This window comes from Bradyrhizobium sp. USDA 4461 (assembly GCF_054055655.1).
Genome location: NZ_JBSRXM010000001.1, coordinates 1,435,162 through 1,451,410, shown reverse-complemented (window position 1 = coordinate 1,451,410; position 16,249 = coordinate 1,435,162). Strand labels below are relative to the sequence as shown.

The window sequence follows — 16,249 nt, the reverse complement described above, 5'->3', positions numbered from 1 at the left end:
TCCCATTGATCTCCCCTCGTTAAGGTCCTGCTCGGAACGGGTCCTATAAGCCGCGATGAAAAGCAAAGTTCCTAACTAAAGCGACGCTCGTTCAAGGTTCGGCTGACCGATGCGCTGGGGCCGATCCTGACCCGACTTCGTGTCCAGCGAATGGCTTGCGCGCCAGTGCCAAAGTGTCTCGATCAACGCTGAACTGTTACCGCGCAGTATACTTAACAGCCGGCGCGCCCGTTAGAATGGTCCGACCGTAGCAACACGCTCATCGCACCTGACAGGGTGATTTCGAACCGAGGAAGCGTATCTGGAGAGCCCTTATGCCAAGCGCCGCAGTACCGGTTGTCCCGACCATCCCGACGTCAGTCGCGACCCCAGCTATCCTGGAAGCGTTACGTAGAATAGTTGGCACTAAAGACCTCATTGTCGACGAGCAGAGCTTAGAGCCATTCGTGATGGATTGGCGCGGCACGCTCGTAGGACAAGCTGCCGCGGTTGTACGGCCAGCCAATACTGATGAAGTGTCCAGCGTGGTGAAGGTCTGTTATAAGCACGGCATTGGCATCGTGCCGCAGGGGGGCAATACTGGTCTTGTGGGGGGCGCTACACCCTGGCCCACGCATCGGGGCATTGTACTATCGCTCAGCCGCATGAACCGCGTACTGGATGTCGATCCGCTAGGATACAGCATGACCGTGGAAGCTGGATGCGTCCTACGGACATTGCAAGAAACTGCAGCAAGACACGACCGCCTGTTTCCACTTAGTCTCGGCGCACAAGGATCGTGCATGATAGGCGGTAATTTGTCGACTAATGCTGGCGGCGTGCAGGTGTTACGTTATGGAAACACGCGCAATCTGGCTTTAGGCCTCGAAGTAGTGATGCCTAACGGTGATGTTTGGGATGGGTTACGTTCGCTCAAGAAAGACAATACGGGTTACGATCTCAAGGATTTGTTCATAGGTGCCGAGGGCACACTTGGCATCATCACAAAGGCAGTGCTGAAGCTGTTTCCTGCGCCAAAAGACATTTGCACTGCGTGGCTTGCTATCCGAGATCCACAGGCCGCCGTAGAGATCCTCTCCGAAGCGCACGCTACATCAGACGACAACGTTGTGTCTTGTGAACTCTTAAGCCATGGCTGCCTCGACAATGTACTGCGCCATATTCCAGGGACGCAGAATCCTCTCGATGCGGATGCACAATGGTATCTACTTCTTGAATGGTCCTCCGCGCGGCCGCGACCGGATGGCGTTCCAGGAATTTCAGCGAACCTGGAGCAGTTTTTGCAAACTCAATTGGAGGCCGGTCGCGTGCTGAATGCGGTCATTGCCAAATCGGATGCTCAGTCTCGCAACATATGGCGCATCCGTGAAAGCGTTGCAGAAGCCTCACGGGTTGCAGGACCCTATTTGACCTATGACATGTCGGTAGCGGTCTCCAAGGTCCCCGAGTTCATTGAAAAAGGTACCAAGGCAGTGCTCGAGATCTTGCCGACGCTTTGCCCCACTACCGTTGGTCACATCGGCGATGGCAACTTACATTTCACCTTCAAGGCACCAGTGGGCATGGATTGGCCGACCCTGGACCAATACTCGGGCGCGGTGACGCGCGCCGTCAACGATCTCACAACCGCAATGGGGGGATCGATCTCAGCCGAGCACGGTATAGGCATCGATAAACTCGATGAGCTTGCCCAGTACCGATCTGAGACGGAACTCAACATTATGCGGTCGATCAAGCGAGTGTTCGATCCGAAGAACATCATGAATCCAGGGAAAGTGCTGCGCCTCTCGTAGCTTGAATTAGCGTCCGTTTGCTTGATTACAGATGCTATTCCATCACTGCCGGCTTCTGTCGGCCAAACATAGAGGAAGCAGTTCGTCGCGGGTGAGGGGCGCGAGTTTCACCGCCGGTGAGGAAAGAGGAGCGAGCCAGATAATTCTTCGATCTCCGCACGAGGGATGACAGTCTGTGAAATTTCAACACGGAAGACCTCCGCATCGACGAGCTTTCCAGGTTCGTTTGCTGCCGCGGCCGTGTACCTGCCGACATAGCTGAGTTGTTTATGGTCGAGCGCTATTCCGAGCTCTTCGAGCAACTCACGTTGCAACGCGGTCAGGGGGTTCTTTCGTTAAGCTCTATCTTGCCCCCGGGTTGCATGAAACTATCAGTGCCTCGTTTTCTAACAAGCAACATGCGTCCGTCATTCCGGCAAGTCACGGCAGCAGCGATACGAATGATATTATTGCTCACCGATTCTGTCCTTTGCGGTTATACCGGGAGACTGGCCTTGGACCGATGCTCCGGTCGGGTGCGCGGAAGACACGAATACGGAGCGACGTTAGCGTTCAATGCTTGCCGATCGTCTGACTGTTAGCCTGTTGATGAGTGGCCCAATTCAATGGGTGCGCTTGGCGTTGCCGGTAAGGACCGTTTCAGCCAACCGAAGCGCTGCTTCTGCGTAGAGCGGATCCCGGTGCATCAACAGCTGAGCCACCGTTCCGTCGATGAGGACAAGGATGCCACGCGCCAACGAGTCCGCATCAGACCAACCCTCAGCCTCCAAATCAGCGCGAAGCCATTCCTGTACGGCCAGCTTATGGGCGCGAGCAACTGCTAGCGCAGGATGACCGGGCATATTGGCCAATTCGGCTGTCACTCTCATAAAGCCGCATCCGAGCCATTCCCGCGATGTTGCCAAATCGCCGAGCCTACGAAAAAGGTGCGTGACCCGCTCGGCAACAGTCCCAGTGGTGCCCGCCCACTCCTTGAAGCGATCAAGCGTCGGTTCGCTCCTGGCCTGTAGGTAGGCAGCTATCAGCTCGTCCTTGGAGCGAAAGTGATAGTAGAAGGTCTTTTTCGTAACGCCTGCGATGGCAGCGATCTCATCCACGCTGACGCTCCGCAGCGCCTCGGAATAGAAAAGTCCGTCGGCGGATTGGATAATCTTCAGTCGTGTTTTAGCGGAGTCTCTGGCCATCGTGCCATGGACTGTGCTTGCTTTTATCCCAAAGCGTAAACTCACTTGGCGGTATACGTTGCAGCGAGCTTACATCTTCGTTGAACTCGACCGATGCCATTGGCGTCGCGCTACGGCGAGACGCCTTTCGCAAGCAGTACGATGGCGTCTGCCCCGGCTTTGCGGTCTTTCGCGATCTCAACATATTCCGGCGAATTGGACCAAGCCTGGTAGGCGGATTCGTCCGGGAACGACAGCAATACGACCTTATCTTGGTCCCATTTCCCTTCCCGGACGGCGGGCTGCTCGTCAGCGGCCAACAATCGGCCGCTAAACTGTTTGAACACGTCAGAGAAACGCGACTGGTAGCGATTATAGCGGGCGCGGTCCTTCATCTTTAGCTGTACGATAACATAGACGGTCATCTCAAAGTTCTCCTCATTGCGGTTGGTGGGGCGAGACTTTTGGCCAGCGGGCAAGAAAGGATGGCGCTGCCGTCAGGATCTCCGGCCCAACGATAGGCCCTCGTTCTTCTGATGATGCGGTGTTGAGTGGCTTGCGCTCTAGCCGCGAGACCGGGCATTTGGGTCATTCACCCCATGCCGTCCCGGTCGACCGGCTGCCCAGCAATCCAATGGATGGCAGGGCTGCTGGCCCAGCGTCACGCAATTCCGGCTGCGACCTGACTTCGCAACTGTTCCAAGCTGTGTAGTGTGTCGGCGCACGCCTCGGCCACCTCAATTCCTTTGAGCACGAAATGCTTGCTGAAGAATTCGCGATGAACATCCGACTCGTGGAATTGCTGCGGGGTAAGCACCGCTGAGAAGACAGGAATTTCAGTCCGGAGCTGGACGTCCATAAGTCCTTTTATGACAGCGTCCGCTACAAATTCGTGCCGATAGATACCACCGTCAACCACAAACCCCGCGGCGACGATTGCCGTGTAGCGTCGAGTCTTTGCCAATAGCTGCGCATGTAAAGGAATCTCGAGCGAGCCTGGTACTTCGAAGACATCGACATTGTCGATATGGCGGGCTTTGATCTCCCGTAGAAAGGCAACACGAGCATGGTCGACGACGTCCCGATGCCAACAAGCTTGCACGAATGCCACCCGCTGCGGCTTCGAAAAGCGCGGATGCGTTGGTGATTGATCGGACGAGCTCGGCAGCTCGGGATGCGGAATTTTATCTGCTTGGGGTTCCGGCTCTTTCAGCAACTGATTCATGGACTTTCTCCATTAGAGACATGAATCAGGGCACACGGCACGGCAGGCTTCCGCTCACAATGCGGCCGCCAGAGTACCGTTCTCTTTCATCCGGACTGTGACCGTCGGCTTCGGAGTTTCACCGAATCTGCTGTCCCTTCCTAATTGGGAAGGCGCTCGCGGGCTTGGGCTTTCACCCTTACCGCCGGTGGGGACTTTCACCCCGCCCTGAGAACGTGTCTTCTTGACCGATGATGACGGCGGCGGCAATAGGTGCTGATACACTGTCGGGTGTACAGGTGCCATTTCGTCTACGCAGCGACTCAATTCAATTAGCACACCGTCGCAGGCGACGAGAGCGCTCGATGGCGGCGACCGGGAAAGACTCGCGATTGGTAGGCTGCCACCCAAGCGCCGTTCATTGAAGCGCGCGCCGCAAGCCCGGATGCATCCAATAATGCTCGCCGAGCTTCGGAACATCGTCGTAATTGATCCTGTCCCAATGAATATGATTGGCGTCAGCTCTCATGAACGAGATCCGAAGCATTTCCTCCGTCGATTCATTGCCGCGAATGTCGCGAAACGGTCCGCTCTCCCGGAAGACGATCGAATCGACTTGTGGGAATTTGGCAAATACAGCAGGGACGAGTCGGGCAGTCTGGAGGTTGAAACCGTCGACGGCTGTGCCCGCAGATAGAACGGAATCAACGGTCCGGCTGATCGCAAGCACGCCTTTGTCAAAAGTCACCTGCGACTTGTCGATGATGGCCATTGCGAGTTGCTCGGGCGTCGTGGCTTTTTCGATCTTTGCGCGATGTTCGCTCTCACCCATAAAAATGAAAACTGTAACGAATCCAACGAACGCTACGATTAGAATTAGCAGTACCTTTTTCATTCCGATTCTCAGCCATGCCACCGGCACAGAGTTTAGTTACGTTCAAGAACCCGCGCAACCTGACCGCGCGGCAAGGGCGAGCGTCTCCCGCACACGTGTAGTCACATCGAGCAGCGCCAGCCGTTACCGTGCAGAATCCGAAGGGCCGCCTGAGGGTCCATCGCGCGATTCGCCAAGCAATGAACGGCTTACTGGAGGCTTTCGTGAACGTCTTTTCGGCGCGGGCTTTCTCCGCAGTCAGCTGCGCCCGGGGGCCATCCGGCTGCAAGCGCCGAAAGCCGCTCTCCTGGACGATCAAATCTCGGGCTAACCGATTGGCGCTGTCAAAGATGGCCGCCCGCAAGACGCTTTTTAGCGGCGGGCTCCTATGGGTTAATGGCCTAGCTGACTTTGTGCAGTGCGTTCGGTGTTGCCGCCAAATCTGCACAACCGGTAAGACACATGGCATTTATGAGCTCGAGGCGGAGGCGCTCGAGGATATAATGAACGCCCTCTTCACCTTGGACTGCAAGTGCCCAGAGCGCGGCTCGACCGATCGCAACGGCTGTCGCGCCAAGTCCGACGAGTTTGAAGACATCAGTTCCTCGGCGAACTCCACCATCCGCGACTATCGGAACCCGCTTTGCAACTTTTTGAGCGATTTCGGGCAATATGTCCGCCACCCCGCAAGCACTATCTAGTTGTCTGCCACCGTGGTTGGAAACCCAGATGGCTGCTGCGCCAGCTTGAACGCCTTGCTCAGCATCATCTGCAGTACCAATACCTTTGAGAACGATCGGTAACCTCGTGATGGATTTTAGCCAAGCCAGATCATCCCATGTTAGGCCGAATTCGAGGCGTGATGCAATGAACGACGCAAGGTCCGACCTGGATCGACCGTCATAAAAGTCAGATCTACCGGGGAGGATAAGGCTTTCTACCTTCAGCTCGCTCGGAAGTGAAAAGCCGTTGCGCAGGTCGCGTTCTCGGATTCCCCATGCGGGTACGTCAACCGTCAGAGCTATCGCCTTGGCTCCGCCAGCTTCAGCCGCTCTGACGAGATCTTTGGTGATCTCGCGATCCTTCATCATATAGAGTTGAAACCATAGGGCTCCTTGCGCTGCCTTTGCGACTTCTCGGACGGAAAAGTTGGAGGTAGTGCTCACCACCATCAGCGAGCCGGACCGAGCTGCGGCTCTTGCCGTAGCCCGTTCCCCTTCAGGATGAGCCATTCCCTGAAAAGCAACCGGAGCCACAATGATGGGGAGCTGAAGTTCCCTGTCGATCAAGCTAACCCGAAGATCGGGCTGAGTAACACCAGAAAGTGCCTTCCAACGTAATTTGATCCTAGCAAGGGCTTGTCTGTTTTCCGCTAACGTCTGCTCATCCAGGGCTCCTCCGGCATAATAGCCGAGAGCGCCCTGAGGGATCACTTGAGCTGCGTCCCGCTCGAAATCCACAAAGCTTCTGAACATTGCTTTCTCTCCTATCAGCCTAGAGTGAAGCTTAGATAGAAGAGTACAATGGACTAGCGGTTTACAATGCGCAGTGCTGTCTATTTCAAAGACGAGGGGAGGCTACAGCTGTGGCCTGGCGGATTGAGTAACGGGTAGCAAAAAGCCAAAAGTCTGATCGACGGCCGATAGCTGCCTTAGACGAAAGGCAGCGCTCTTCTCGATGTATACGCCCGGGTAAACCGGAATGGGTTAGCGCTCCATCGGACACAATTGGTGCTGGCCACCGCGGCGAAGGTTGAAGACCTTGCTGCCATTCTGGCCGCCCCGACGAAATGAATTGCCGAAATCCACCATCAAAGCCCCCGCTATACCAGGCAGTGTGCATTGGCTAGGGACATCGTGGAGCGTTGAATCGAGTTCGTCGGATATACTTGCGACTGTCCTCGTAGGCGCAATAAGCGGGAGCAAGAAAGAATGGCGTTTCGGCTGCACTACTTTCCGGAGTCGGGAAACTCCTACAAGCTTGCACTAATGCTGACGCTTTGCGGTGAATCGTTTGATCCGGTCTGGGTCGACTTCGCAGCCGGCGTAACGCGAACTGCAGGATGGCGAGCTAGCGTAAACGAAATGGGAGAGTTACCGGTCCTGGAGTGGGATGGCGCTCGCCTCACTCAAACTGCACCAATACTGCTTAAGCTCGCAGGACATTACGGAAAATACGGTGCCCTCGTCGAGGCTGAGATGCTCGAGATGCTGCGTTGGTTATTCTGGGATAACCACAAGCTCACGGGGTATATGGCCACTTTTAGATACATGCGTGCCTTCACTCCATCGCCCGATCCTTCGGTTCTGGCCTTCATGCAACGCCGGCTAGAAGATTACCTTGGAATTCTCAATTCGCACCTCGAAAAAGCGGCTTTTGTCGCCTGTGGCAGGCCGACGGTAGTCGACGTATCTCTGTGTGGATATTTGTGTTTCCCCAAGCATGAAAGTGGATTTGATCTCCATAGGGATTACCCTGCGGTAGGAGCGTGGCTCGAGCGTATCGCTGAGCTGCCTGGATGGCGCGCTCCGTATGAACTACTTCCTGGACGGCGCTTGCCGCTGGTTTGCAATGATTGATTAGAGCAGCGTCGTTCTCCGTGCCTTAGCGCCTATGGTGGTCGAGCGCCGCATAAAACGCAAACAATTCGCGCAAAATCGACTCGATAGCGCGCACCAAACCTCGGCGGTGATGCGCAAGAGGTTGCTGGCAAGTGGCATCTCCGCTTGCTTCTCCTGGAAACGATATCGACTCGCCGTGAATGCTCGCCACGAGCCTTCGCGCGGTACCAGGCGATTGCACGGTGGTAACGCGCTATTGCGGCTATCGCGCCTTTTCGGTGCGGTCGCGCGAATTCTAGAATTGTCCTTATACGAGCAGGTGAATTCAAGGAGGCGCGAGCGGGAAATAACGTCGGGAAAGGCGGCAGTACGCGCGGAGAGCCTCATGACCTACGTCGACAGAATCGTATCAGCACTTCCATTTCTTGCGAGGCTTTTGAGTTGGTACCGTTATCACTCGGTGATGTACAAGCTGCTTGAGCTTGACGAGCTCGCACAAAGAGATCTGGGCATCAGTCGGTTGGATTTCGATTCAATTGCGCGGGGGACATACCGGCGATCTCGGCCGGAGCTAGAGACGATCGAGAGTAGCGCTCGTGGTCGGTCGAGCTCGGTTTGCGTCGAGACGCAAAAGCAGCCGTCGTCGCGGAGCGCACACGGTCGTCTCTGCGAGAGAAAGCGGTAGAAACCGGGCTGCTCGTCGATCATCGTCGGGGTTGGACAATGCTCACTCAGAAGACCCTTCAGCGGACCGCAAATGGCCCGCGCAGGGGGCGTAAAGGGTTCGGGCCCAGGGGCACCAGAGTTTGTTCAGGTTGTCCGAAGTCACGCAAAGAGTACGCATCCGACGGGCGCCGTCTTGCGTGACGCGAGGTAATTCGCGAAGCGTGTAGCCTTAAGTCTAGCTTTAAGGTCATCAGGCGATGCGGGTCGAGGTTTTGGGCGGGCTGGAGCGGCGGCGGCGCTGGTCGCAGGACGACAAGGCACGGATTGTCGAGGAGACGTTGGTGCCGGGCGCGAAGGTGACTGAGGTTGCGCGCCGCAACGGAGTCGCGGCGAGCCTGGTGTTTACCTGGCGTCGACAAGCACGGACATCAGAGCAGGTCGTACCATCTTTTGCGCCGGTGCAGGTCGTCGCTACGGAGGTGGAGGAAACTGCGAAGCTTTTGCCTGCGGGTGACGGTCGGGTGCGCTCCGTAGCGTCCGCGCGTACTGGATTGATCGAGATTGATCTTGGCAACCGGCGACGCATCCGGGTGGATGCGCACGTCGACCCGGAGGCACTGGCGCGGGTCCTCGAGGTGCTTGAGCGCCGATGATCGCCATACCGGGTAATGTACGGGTGTGGCTTGCGACCGGCCATACCGATATGCGCCGAGGCTTCCCGAGCCTTGCGCGTCTGGTTCAGGAGAGCTTGAAGCGGGATCCACACGCTGGCGATCTTTACGTTTTTAGGGGCCGCCGCGGCGACCTGATCAAGATCATTTGGCATGATGGCCAGGGCGCATGTCTGTTCACGAAGCGGCTGGAGCGCGGCCGCTTTTTGTGGCCGTCAATGGCGGACGGCGTTGTGACGATCAGCGTTGCGCAGCTCTCTTATCTCCTGTCCGGCATCGACTGGCGAATGCCGCAGGCAACTTGGCGTCCGCAGGCTTCTGGTTAAGCTGTGGCTCTTTGACTCACGGCAGGAATCCAGCGGGATTTTTTGCGCCGAATATGGTTGGTTGGTCATCGTGACGATGCCCTCCGATCCGCTTCCCGCCGATCTTGCCGCTGCGCACGCGATGATCCTTGCGCAACGCGAGCAGCTGACGCTGGCGAAGAGCGAGGTGACGGTCGGCCGGCTGGAAATCGAGCGGCTGAAGCTGATGCTGGCCAAGGCACGGCGCGAACAGTACGGGCAATCTTCTGAGCGCGGCAAGCTGCTGGTCGAGCAGCTCGAACTCGCCATCGAGGATCTTGAAGAGACCCAGGCCGAGCAGGAAACCAAGGCGGAGATCGCCGCGCCAGGGGCCGCTAAGGAGAAGCGCGCGCAAGATCCGCGGCCGCCGCGACGTCCGCTGCCGGACAATCTGCCCATCGAACGTGTCGTCGAACCCGCGCCTTGCGTATGCGGTAAGTGCGGCAGCGAGCGACTGCACAAGCTCGGCGAGGTGGTCTCGAAGACCCTGGAATGCGAGCCGCGGCGCTGGAAGATTATCGAGCATGTCCGCGAAAAGTTCTCCTGCCGAGATTGCGAAGCGATCACAGAGGCTCCGGCGCCCTCCCATCCGATCCCGCGAGGCTTTGCCGGGCCGAGCCTGCTGGCGATGGTTCTGGTCAACAAGTTCCTGCTGCATCAGCCGTTGAACCGACAGAGCAAGACCTATGCTCGCGAAGGGATCGAGATCGACGTCTCGACCCTGGCGGATCGGGTCGGCGCCTGCGTGGTAGCACTCGATCCCATTATTGAGGCCATCCGGATCCACGTCATGAGCGCGGAACGCATCCACGCCGACGATACGACGGTGCCGGTACTGGCCAAGCTTAAGACGGTGACCGGTCGGATCTGGACCTATGTTCGCGATGACCGGCCGTTTGGCGGCTCGGATCCGCCTGCGGCCCTGTTCTACTACTCACGCAACCGGGCTGGAGAGCATCCGCAAAACCATCTTGCCGGCTACGTGGGCCTGATGCAGGCCGATGCCTTTGATGGATATAACCAGCTCTACAAGGCCCAAAGGAAGCCGGCTCCGATCCTTGAAGCGGCCTGTTGGAGCCACGGCCGCAGAAAGTTCTTCGAGCTGGCGAAATCTGGAGAGGCGCCGATTGCCAGCGAGGCCGTGCGACGCATCGATATCCTGTTCGAGATCGAGCGGACCATCAACGGCAAAACGCCGGAACAGCGACTTGCGGTACGTCGTGATAAGTCGAGGTCGATCGTCGCCGATCTCGAAATCTGGATGCGCCAGCAGAGAACGTTGCTCTCATCAGGCAACGATACTGCAAAGGCGATCAACTACCTGCTCAACCGCTGGGCCGCGTTCACCCGCTTCCTGGACGACGGCCGCATCTGCCTCTCGAACAACGCTGCCGAACGAGCGTTACGCGGTGTGGCTGTCGGAAGACGAAATTGGACCTTCGCCGGTTCAGATGCTGGCGGCAATCGTGCCGCCGCTGTCTATACCCTGATCGAAACCTGCAAGATGAACGACGTTGATCCGCAAGCCTGGCTCGCTGACGTGTTGGCCAGGCTTCCAGATCACCCTGTCAACAGAGTCGCCGACCTGCTCCCGTGGAATTGGAAGGCGACCCAACAGTCCAAAGCGGCTGCTGCCTGAGGCGCCGCGGCAGACCGGCGCGACTGCCCGGGGTGCTGGCCGGATGCGTACCGCAAAGAAAGCCCGTGAAGCGCTCAAATTCGTATCGCGCATTCCGAAACGTGATCCAACGTTGCTAGAACCGCGGCAGCACGCTTGGGCCAGGTGTCCTACGTGACGCTAAGAGACCGGTTTGAATCTCCGTCCAATACGAATATGCGAAAACACGCGGTCGCCTGCGCTACTAGCTCTCCGTCCGCTAGGATTGACGCATCGGTGAATGCAATGGTTTGACGCGCGTTGATTACGCGAGGGATGACTTCAAACCATTGCCCGACTCTACCGGAAGCAATGTAGTTGACGGCAAGAGACAAAGTGACACCGGCGCGAGAGCGATCCGAGCCTTTTGCGGCCAAAGCTTCGATGACCGAAAGACCCATAGCGTTGTCAGCAAGTGAGCTTATTACGCCGCCATGCAGGAAACCTCTCCCGTTGCAATGAACAGGACGGATTCTCATTCCGAGTTGCACAACCCCTTCGGACTTCTTCGCGTAAAGGGGTTCCCAAGGGTCAGTGACTGGGCTCTTCCTAAAGTGAGGAGAGTACCCCTCTGGCTGGTCTAACGGCTGCTCTTGCACTGAAGTCTCCTTTTTGGCTGGACGGAAAGAGGGGTGACCCATGCGCTTCAGTCGCAACTCTGACACGACCAAAGATGGGAGCGGGTACACCGTTGGGGGAGGGCGATAGATCCAGGCGTACCGAGAGTAGGGCCCGTCCCGTATCGTGTAATCAAGACGGACTTGATCTCAGCTGTGTTGGCAGTTGTTCAGGGATGTGTGCCGCGACCTGAATATTCGCGTCGTGATCAAGAGGATCCACGCAGGCATGTATGGGCGCCGTTGTTGAGTGTCGAATGCTCGCGAGGTCGCTAATTCCTCGGATAATGCAAAGTATAGGATGGCCACTTTGACGAAAAAGGCCCGGATGACGCGTGTCATCCGGGCAATGGCAGCTGGTGGGAAGCGCGCACCGGAGCATAGCTGCAACTACTCCGGGGGAGAGAGACATACCAATGCGCTTTCAGCTGAGAAAAAACATTCACCGCGCGGTGTAGATCCGGAGATCGTTACTGGGTTTGGTGATCGACGGTACAATTGCTGAGACGTTGAGAGATGCTACGGTGCCGGAGTGAGATACTCTCGTATTTGAGCAGCGTAAGAGAAATAGTGTGTTCAGATCGACGCCCGGCGAACAACATGGTGGTGGCTTTTGCAGTCACCTCAGCCTGGCGGTCCGATCCGCGGCTCAATTCGAAGAACGCGGCTGGTTCTTGATCTTGCCCGAACCCAGTCAGGATCTAGGCCGATGTCACGAATGATGTGATCGGACAGATCCGACACATCGTCGAGGCGCTCTGACCCCAGGTTCGTTTTTGAATGTCGCGTCAGCCGCGCCCAAAAGGACGCCAAGAAGAATCTATTCCAGAGCATCTTGTCTTGTTGGGGTGCAGACCAATCAAAGTACATTCACCGAAGGGGATAACGCTGGGTATCAACGACTGCGAGTAGCAGTAGACTGAGCAGTGTACGGGTGCCGTCTCTGGTTCGCCCTAAAGTACATGAGCAATTCGCTGGAGATCATGTACATGAAGTTTTACTACAGTCGCGGGTCCTGCTCGCTCGCATCCCACATCGCGCTTATCGAGTCAGGCTTAGACTTCGAGGCGATAGAAATCGACTTTGGAAGCTCTGAGCAGAGAAGCGAGCACTATATTGCTATCAATCCAAAGGGACGCGTTCCCGCGCTCGTGACAGATCGAGGGGTGCTGACCGAAACACCGTCAATCCTCTCCTACATTGCAGAGGTGTCGAACCGATCCGATCTGAGTATGTCAGATGATCCATTTCAAGCCGCGATCGTGCGCAGTTTTGGCTCTTATCTCTGCTCGACAGTTCACATTGCGCATGCGCACCGAATGCGAGGATACCGGTGGGTTGACCAAGAGAGTTCGGTCGACGATATGAAGCAGAAAGTGCCCCAAACAATGCGCGACTGCTTTGACTTGATCGAGCAGAGCATGTTCAAAGGTCCCTGGGTGCACGGAGCACAGTATACCATCTCAGATCCCTATCTTTTTACGGTCAGTCGTTGGCTGGAGGGGGATGGTGTAGACTGCGCAAAATTCCCAAAGGTTTTTGCGCATCGGGAGTGGATGCTAACGCGGCCGGGCGTTGTCAAAGCTTTGCAACAGGCGGGTGAGGCTGCTCCGCCTACGCGGAAGGGCTAACTTACGCCGTAGGGCGGTGGGTGTTCGATGGAAGGTGGGGGCGCCCTTTGTTGACGAAACCTTCCGGCAGGGTAACGGCGCAGGAAGTACCCATTGGAAGTGGAGATAGGGTGCCCTTTGCACTCGATTGTTACGGAGTCGTATATTTGCTTGCTGACTTACAAGCAGTAAATCTGCCGCCATCCAAGTTGGCGTTTCCTTTCCTCCCCTTGGACCACTGGAGGCCGGTCGAAGTACCGGCCTCCTTTTTTATGCTTACTCCGCGGCTTCTGTTACTCGTGTTGACGACAGCAACAAGTCCAGGAAAGCCTGTAGGGCGCTGCTTGCCGCTACGTCGCGCCGCCGGATAAAGACGGTTTCGGTATATGCGTCGGGGCCAGGCAGCGCGTGAAGAACAACGTCGCCCTTAGCGGCTCGCTCAAGGACGCTTCTGGGAAGAAGTGTTTCGCCGATGCCCGCTGAAACGCAGCCGATAATTGCATCGAGCGTACCGAACTCTAGTCGGCTGAACGGTATACCCTTTGCTGACAGCAGTTGTTCATACCGCTCGCGATAGGCACAACCACAGCCTTTCACAAGGATCTTGACCTCACCAGAGGCGGCGTGCCGTTCGAACGGCTGTCGACCTGGAGCGGTAGCGATGACGAGCTCCTCGGTGAAAATCTGCCAAGAATCCAAATCTGGATGATCAATAGGCCCACAGACGAAGGCGCCATCGAGTTCGTATCCAATAACTTGATCGAACAAAGTAGCGTTTGTGCCCGTCTTCAAAGATAAGTTCACGGATGGATGGCGGCCGCAGAAAAGCGAGATGATTTCCGGCAACCGGCGGGCTGCCGTCGTCTCCAACGAACCTATTGAAAGCGGCCCCTTTGGTGTACCGTCGTCCTCAACAGCGCGCTTTGCTTCATCCAGGAGCCTTGCAATCTTAATAGAATAGGGCAGAAGGCGTTGACCGGCAGGAGTGAGCGCCACGCCGCGCACATGTCGACGAAAGAGAGGCATTCCCAACCTCTCCTCCATCAATCGAATGCGGGTAGTAACGTTGGATTGGACCGTATTCAGTTCGTTTGCGGCCCTGTTCATTCCGCCCAATCTGGCCACCGCCTCGAAAAATCTGAGATCGCCAGCGTCCATTGTCATCTCCCGGTCCTCGAGCAGCTTTAGAATGCCGGAGCTGGTGTTCGCTTGCATATACCGGGCGGTGCAGAAATCGACCGTCTCGATTGCATATCAGCGATCGGCGAACCGATGGTTGCCTCCGGATACATGCGGTCGCGCTGTTTTCAGAAACTGGATTAATTTGACGAATTCGAGGACTGTCGAGAGTTCCTTGCGGAAGCTCTGCAAGTTGGCTAGACTTTCGCTCGCGGTGAGTTCTTGACTCATTCGTCCTACCGCGCGACTGGCGAGCTAACGTGGAACTGACCACGAGGAAGCGCGGAAGGATCTAGCGCCGATCGCCTGGGCACCAATCAGCTGAAACAACAGCGAGATGAGGAGCTCAGGCATGCCGTCGTTCCGCAGTCAATTGTCCAGCAATGATCACGAGATCGCCGCAGCCTTGACGGGCGAAGAACGCCGTCAACGAGACGGCGTTGAACTGATTCCGTCTGAAAATTACACCTACCCGGAAGTGCTCGAACTGCTCGGGTCGGTCTTCACTAACAAGTATTCGGAGGGCTATCCAGGGCGCCGATACTACGGCGGCCAGGAGTTCACCGACGAAATAGAGAGTCTCGCGCGCGAACGGGCTTGCTCGCTTTTTCGTGCCGAGCACGCCAACGTTCAGCCTCTATCCGGATCGCCAATGAATCAGGCCGTCTATCTCGGCCTATTGAAGCCAGGCGATACGATTCTCGCCATGGACCTGTCCCATGGTGGCCATCTGACTCATGGCGCGCCCGTGTCCCACATGGGGCGTCTATTCAACTTCATTCGCTACAAGATGGCTCCGTCTAAGAGCGGAGCAATTGACTTCGACGAATTGCGCACCACGGCCCGCCAGGCGCGCCCAAAAATGGTTCTGTGCGGCTACAGCTCCTACCCACGTGACCTAGATTACACGGCATTTAAGAGCATTGCCGATGAAGTTGGCGCGCTCACTATGGCTGACGTAAGCCATTTTGGCGGGTTGATTGCAGCGAATGTCATGCGCAATCCGCTTGATGCTGGCTTCGATGTCATGACAACGACGTCCCACAAAACCCTGCGCGGACCTCGTGGTGGGATCATCCTATGTCGGAAAGAGAATGCCGGTCGAATCGACGCCTCTGTCTTTCCTGGCTTGCAGGGCGGACCTCACATGAACGTCGTGGCCGGGATTGCCGTGACGCTCAAGAAGGCCGCGACCTCGGATTTCCAGATTTACGCCCATCAGGTTTTGAACAATGCGAAGGTTCTCGCCGAGGCGCTGATGGAGCGCGGGATGATGCTGGTGACGGGCGGTACCGACAATCACATGATGGTCATCGACACAGTAGCATCCCTTGCATTAGATGGCCGTGCGGCCGAAGAGGTGCTGGATTCCATAGCCATAACGACCAACAAGCAGGTTATTCCAGACGACTCGAGACCGCCGCTGAAACCGAGCGGTATTCGCCTCGGCACACCCGCGGCGACTACGCGTGGGATGGGAGAGGTGGAAATGCGTCGCATCGGCCAATTTATCGCGACGGCCCTACGGGCGACCGGAGACGAGGCGGTCTTGTCGCGCCTCAAATCGGAGTGCGTCGAGATGTGCCAATCCTTTCCTGTTCCAGGCTTGATGCCTGAGGCAGAATTGGTTTGAACGTTGCGGAACATGAAGGGGCGCTTGGGGCAGCCGCGACCGACTTGGGATCCTCTGCGTTACCCCATATTTTAGCGGAAACGATAATCAGTCGCTAACTCAATCCGCCGCGAAGGCTTCCATCCCGAACGCCGGGTGACGTGTGTTGACAGTGACCGTCCGCTTCCTTCGGTCGAAACGAAGCGGCAGGAACCCGTGGCTTTCGACATCGTGAAAGCGGGTGAGAAACTGTTGCAGGTTGCAGCAACCGTTCTCACCCGTCTCAAAGCTCAATGCC

Annotated in this window: 15 protein-coding genes and 2 riboswitches; of the genes, 7 read left to right on the top strand and 8 right to left on the bottom strand. The window is 56.8% G+C overall.

Annotated features, from left to right (window positions below):
- Positions 1-314: 314 nt before the first annotated feature.
- The gene (locus ACVINW_RS06845) at positions 315-1,793 is read left to right on the top strand and encodes an FAD-binding oxidoreductase (protein ID WP_456750589.1); all 1,479 of its coding nucleotides are present in this window, start codon (positions 315-317) and stop codon (positions 1,791-1,793) included.
- 602 nt (positions 1,794-2,395) lie between these two features.
- Here ACVINW_RS06845 and ACVINW_RS06840 read toward each other — a convergent pair.
- The 5 genes from ACVINW_RS06840 to ACVINW_RS06820 all read right to left on the bottom strand — a co-directional run bounded on the left by ACVINW_RS06840 (position 2,396) and on the right by ACVINW_RS06820 (position 6,509).
- The gene (locus tag ACVINW_RS06840) at positions 2,396-2,977 is read right to left on the bottom strand and encodes a TetR/AcrR family transcriptional regulator (RefSeq protein ID WP_456750588.1); all 582 of its coding nucleotides are present in this window, start codon (positions 2,975-2,977) and stop codon (positions 2,396-2,398) included.
- A gap of 110 nt (positions 2,978-3,087) precedes the next feature.
- Positions 3,088-3,381: a DUF1330 domain-containing protein gene (locus ACVINW_RS06835; RefSeq protein ID WP_456750587.1), complete on the bottom strand. Its 294-nt coding sequence runs from the start codon at positions 3,379-3,381 to the stop codon at positions 3,088-3,090.
- 236 nt (positions 3,382-3,617) lie between these two features.
- Positions 3,618-4,181: a 6,7-dimethyl-8-ribityllumazine synthase gene (locus tag ACVINW_RS06830; RefSeq protein WP_456750586.1), complete on the bottom strand. Its 564-nt coding sequence runs from the start codon at positions 4,179-4,181 to the stop codon at positions 3,618-3,620.
- 74 nt (positions 4,182-4,255) lie between these two features.
- A riboswitch (FMN riboswitch) is annotated at positions 4,256-4,400 on the bottom strand.
- A 178-nt stretch (positions 4,401-4,578) separates the two neighbouring features.
- Positions 4,579-5,055, bottom strand: coding sequence for a hypothetical protein (locus tag ACVINW_RS06825; RefSeq protein ID WP_456750585.1), 477 nt, complete (start codon positions 5,053-5,055; stop codon positions 4,579-4,581).
- Between the two features lie 380 nt (positions 5,056-5,435).
- Positions 5,436-6,509: an alpha-hydroxy acid oxidase gene (locus ACVINW_RS06820; protein ID WP_456750584.1), complete on the bottom strand. Its 1,074-nt coding sequence runs from the start codon at positions 6,507-6,509 to the stop codon at positions 5,436-5,438.
- A gap of 456 nt (positions 6,510-6,965) precedes the next feature.
- Between ACVINW_RS06820 and ACVINW_RS06815 the strand changes: the two genes are divergently transcribed.
- The 4 genes from ACVINW_RS06815 to tnpC all read left to right on the top strand — a co-directional run bounded on the left by ACVINW_RS06815 (position 6,966) and on the right by tnpC (position 10,915).
- A complete protein-coding gene (locus ACVINW_RS06815) occupies positions 6,966-7,613 on the top strand; it encodes a glutathione S-transferase family protein (protein WP_456750583.1) in 648 nt (215 codons plus the stop codon).
- 905 nt (positions 7,614-8,518) lie between these two features.
- Positions 8,519-8,914 (top strand): IS66-like element accessory protein TnpA, encoded by a 396-nt coding sequence (gene tnpA / locus ACVINW_RS06810; RefSeq protein ID WP_253589780.1) that lies wholly within the window; start codon positions 8,519-8,521, stop codon positions 8,912-8,914.
- Positions 8,911-9,258, top strand: a complete 348-nt coding sequence (gene tnpB / locus ACVINW_RS06805) for an IS66 family insertion sequence element accessory protein TnpB (protein ID WP_050382259.1) — start codon at positions 8,911-8,913, stop codon at positions 9,256-9,258. Before tnpA ends, tnpB begins: the two co-directional genes overlap by 4 nt.
- Positions 9,259-9,334: 76 nt before the next feature.
- Complete coding sequence (gene tnpC / locus ACVINW_RS06800; RefSeq protein WP_456756322.1) at positions 9,335-10,915, top strand: IS66 family transposase; 1,581 nt, start codon at positions 9,335-9,337, stop codon at positions 10,913-10,915.
- A 149-nt stretch (positions 10,916-11,064) separates the two neighbouring features.
- On the opposite strand, the gene ACVINW_RS06795 is transcribed toward tnpC, so the two are convergent.
- Positions 11,065-11,412, bottom strand: coding sequence for a PaaI family thioesterase (locus tag ACVINW_RS06795; protein WP_456750582.1), 348 nt, complete (start codon positions 11,410-11,412; stop codon positions 11,065-11,067).
- Between the two features lie 1,121 nt (positions 11,413-12,533).
- On the opposite strand from ACVINW_RS06795, the gene ACVINW_RS06790 reads away from it, so the two are divergent.
- On the top strand, positions 12,534-13,181 hold the full coding sequence (locus tag ACVINW_RS06790) for a glutathione S-transferase family protein (RefSeq protein WP_456756321.1): 648 nt from the start codon (positions 12,534-12,536) through the stop codon (positions 13,179-13,181).
- 255 nt (positions 13,182-13,436) lie between these two features.
- On the opposite strand, the gene ACVINW_RS06785 is transcribed toward ACVINW_RS06790, so the two are convergent.
- The gene (locus ACVINW_RS06785) at positions 13,437-14,318 is read right to left on the bottom strand and encodes a LysR family transcriptional regulator (protein WP_456750581.1); all 882 of its coding nucleotides are present in this window, start codon (positions 14,316-14,318) and stop codon (positions 13,437-13,439) included.
- A 254-nt stretch (positions 14,319-14,572) separates the two neighbouring features.
- A riboswitch (ZMP/ZTP riboswitch) is annotated at positions 14,573-14,658 on the top strand.
- Between the two features lie 33 nt (positions 14,659-14,691).
- Between ACVINW_RS06785 and ACVINW_RS06780 the strand changes: the two genes are divergently transcribed.
- Entirely contained in the window at positions 14,692-15,972 is a 1,281-nt protein-coding gene (locus ACVINW_RS06780; protein WP_456750580.1) for a serine hydroxymethyltransferase, read from the top strand.
- 99 nt (positions 15,973-16,071) lie between these two features.
- Here ACVINW_RS06780 and ACVINW_RS06775 read toward each other — a convergent pair whose 3' ends face one another.
- Positions 16,072-16,245: a hypothetical protein gene (locus ACVINW_RS06775; RefSeq protein ID WP_456750579.1), complete on the bottom strand. Its 174-nt coding sequence runs from the start codon at positions 16,243-16,245 to the stop codon at positions 16,072-16,074.
- Positions 16,246-16,249: the final 4 nt, after the last annotated feature.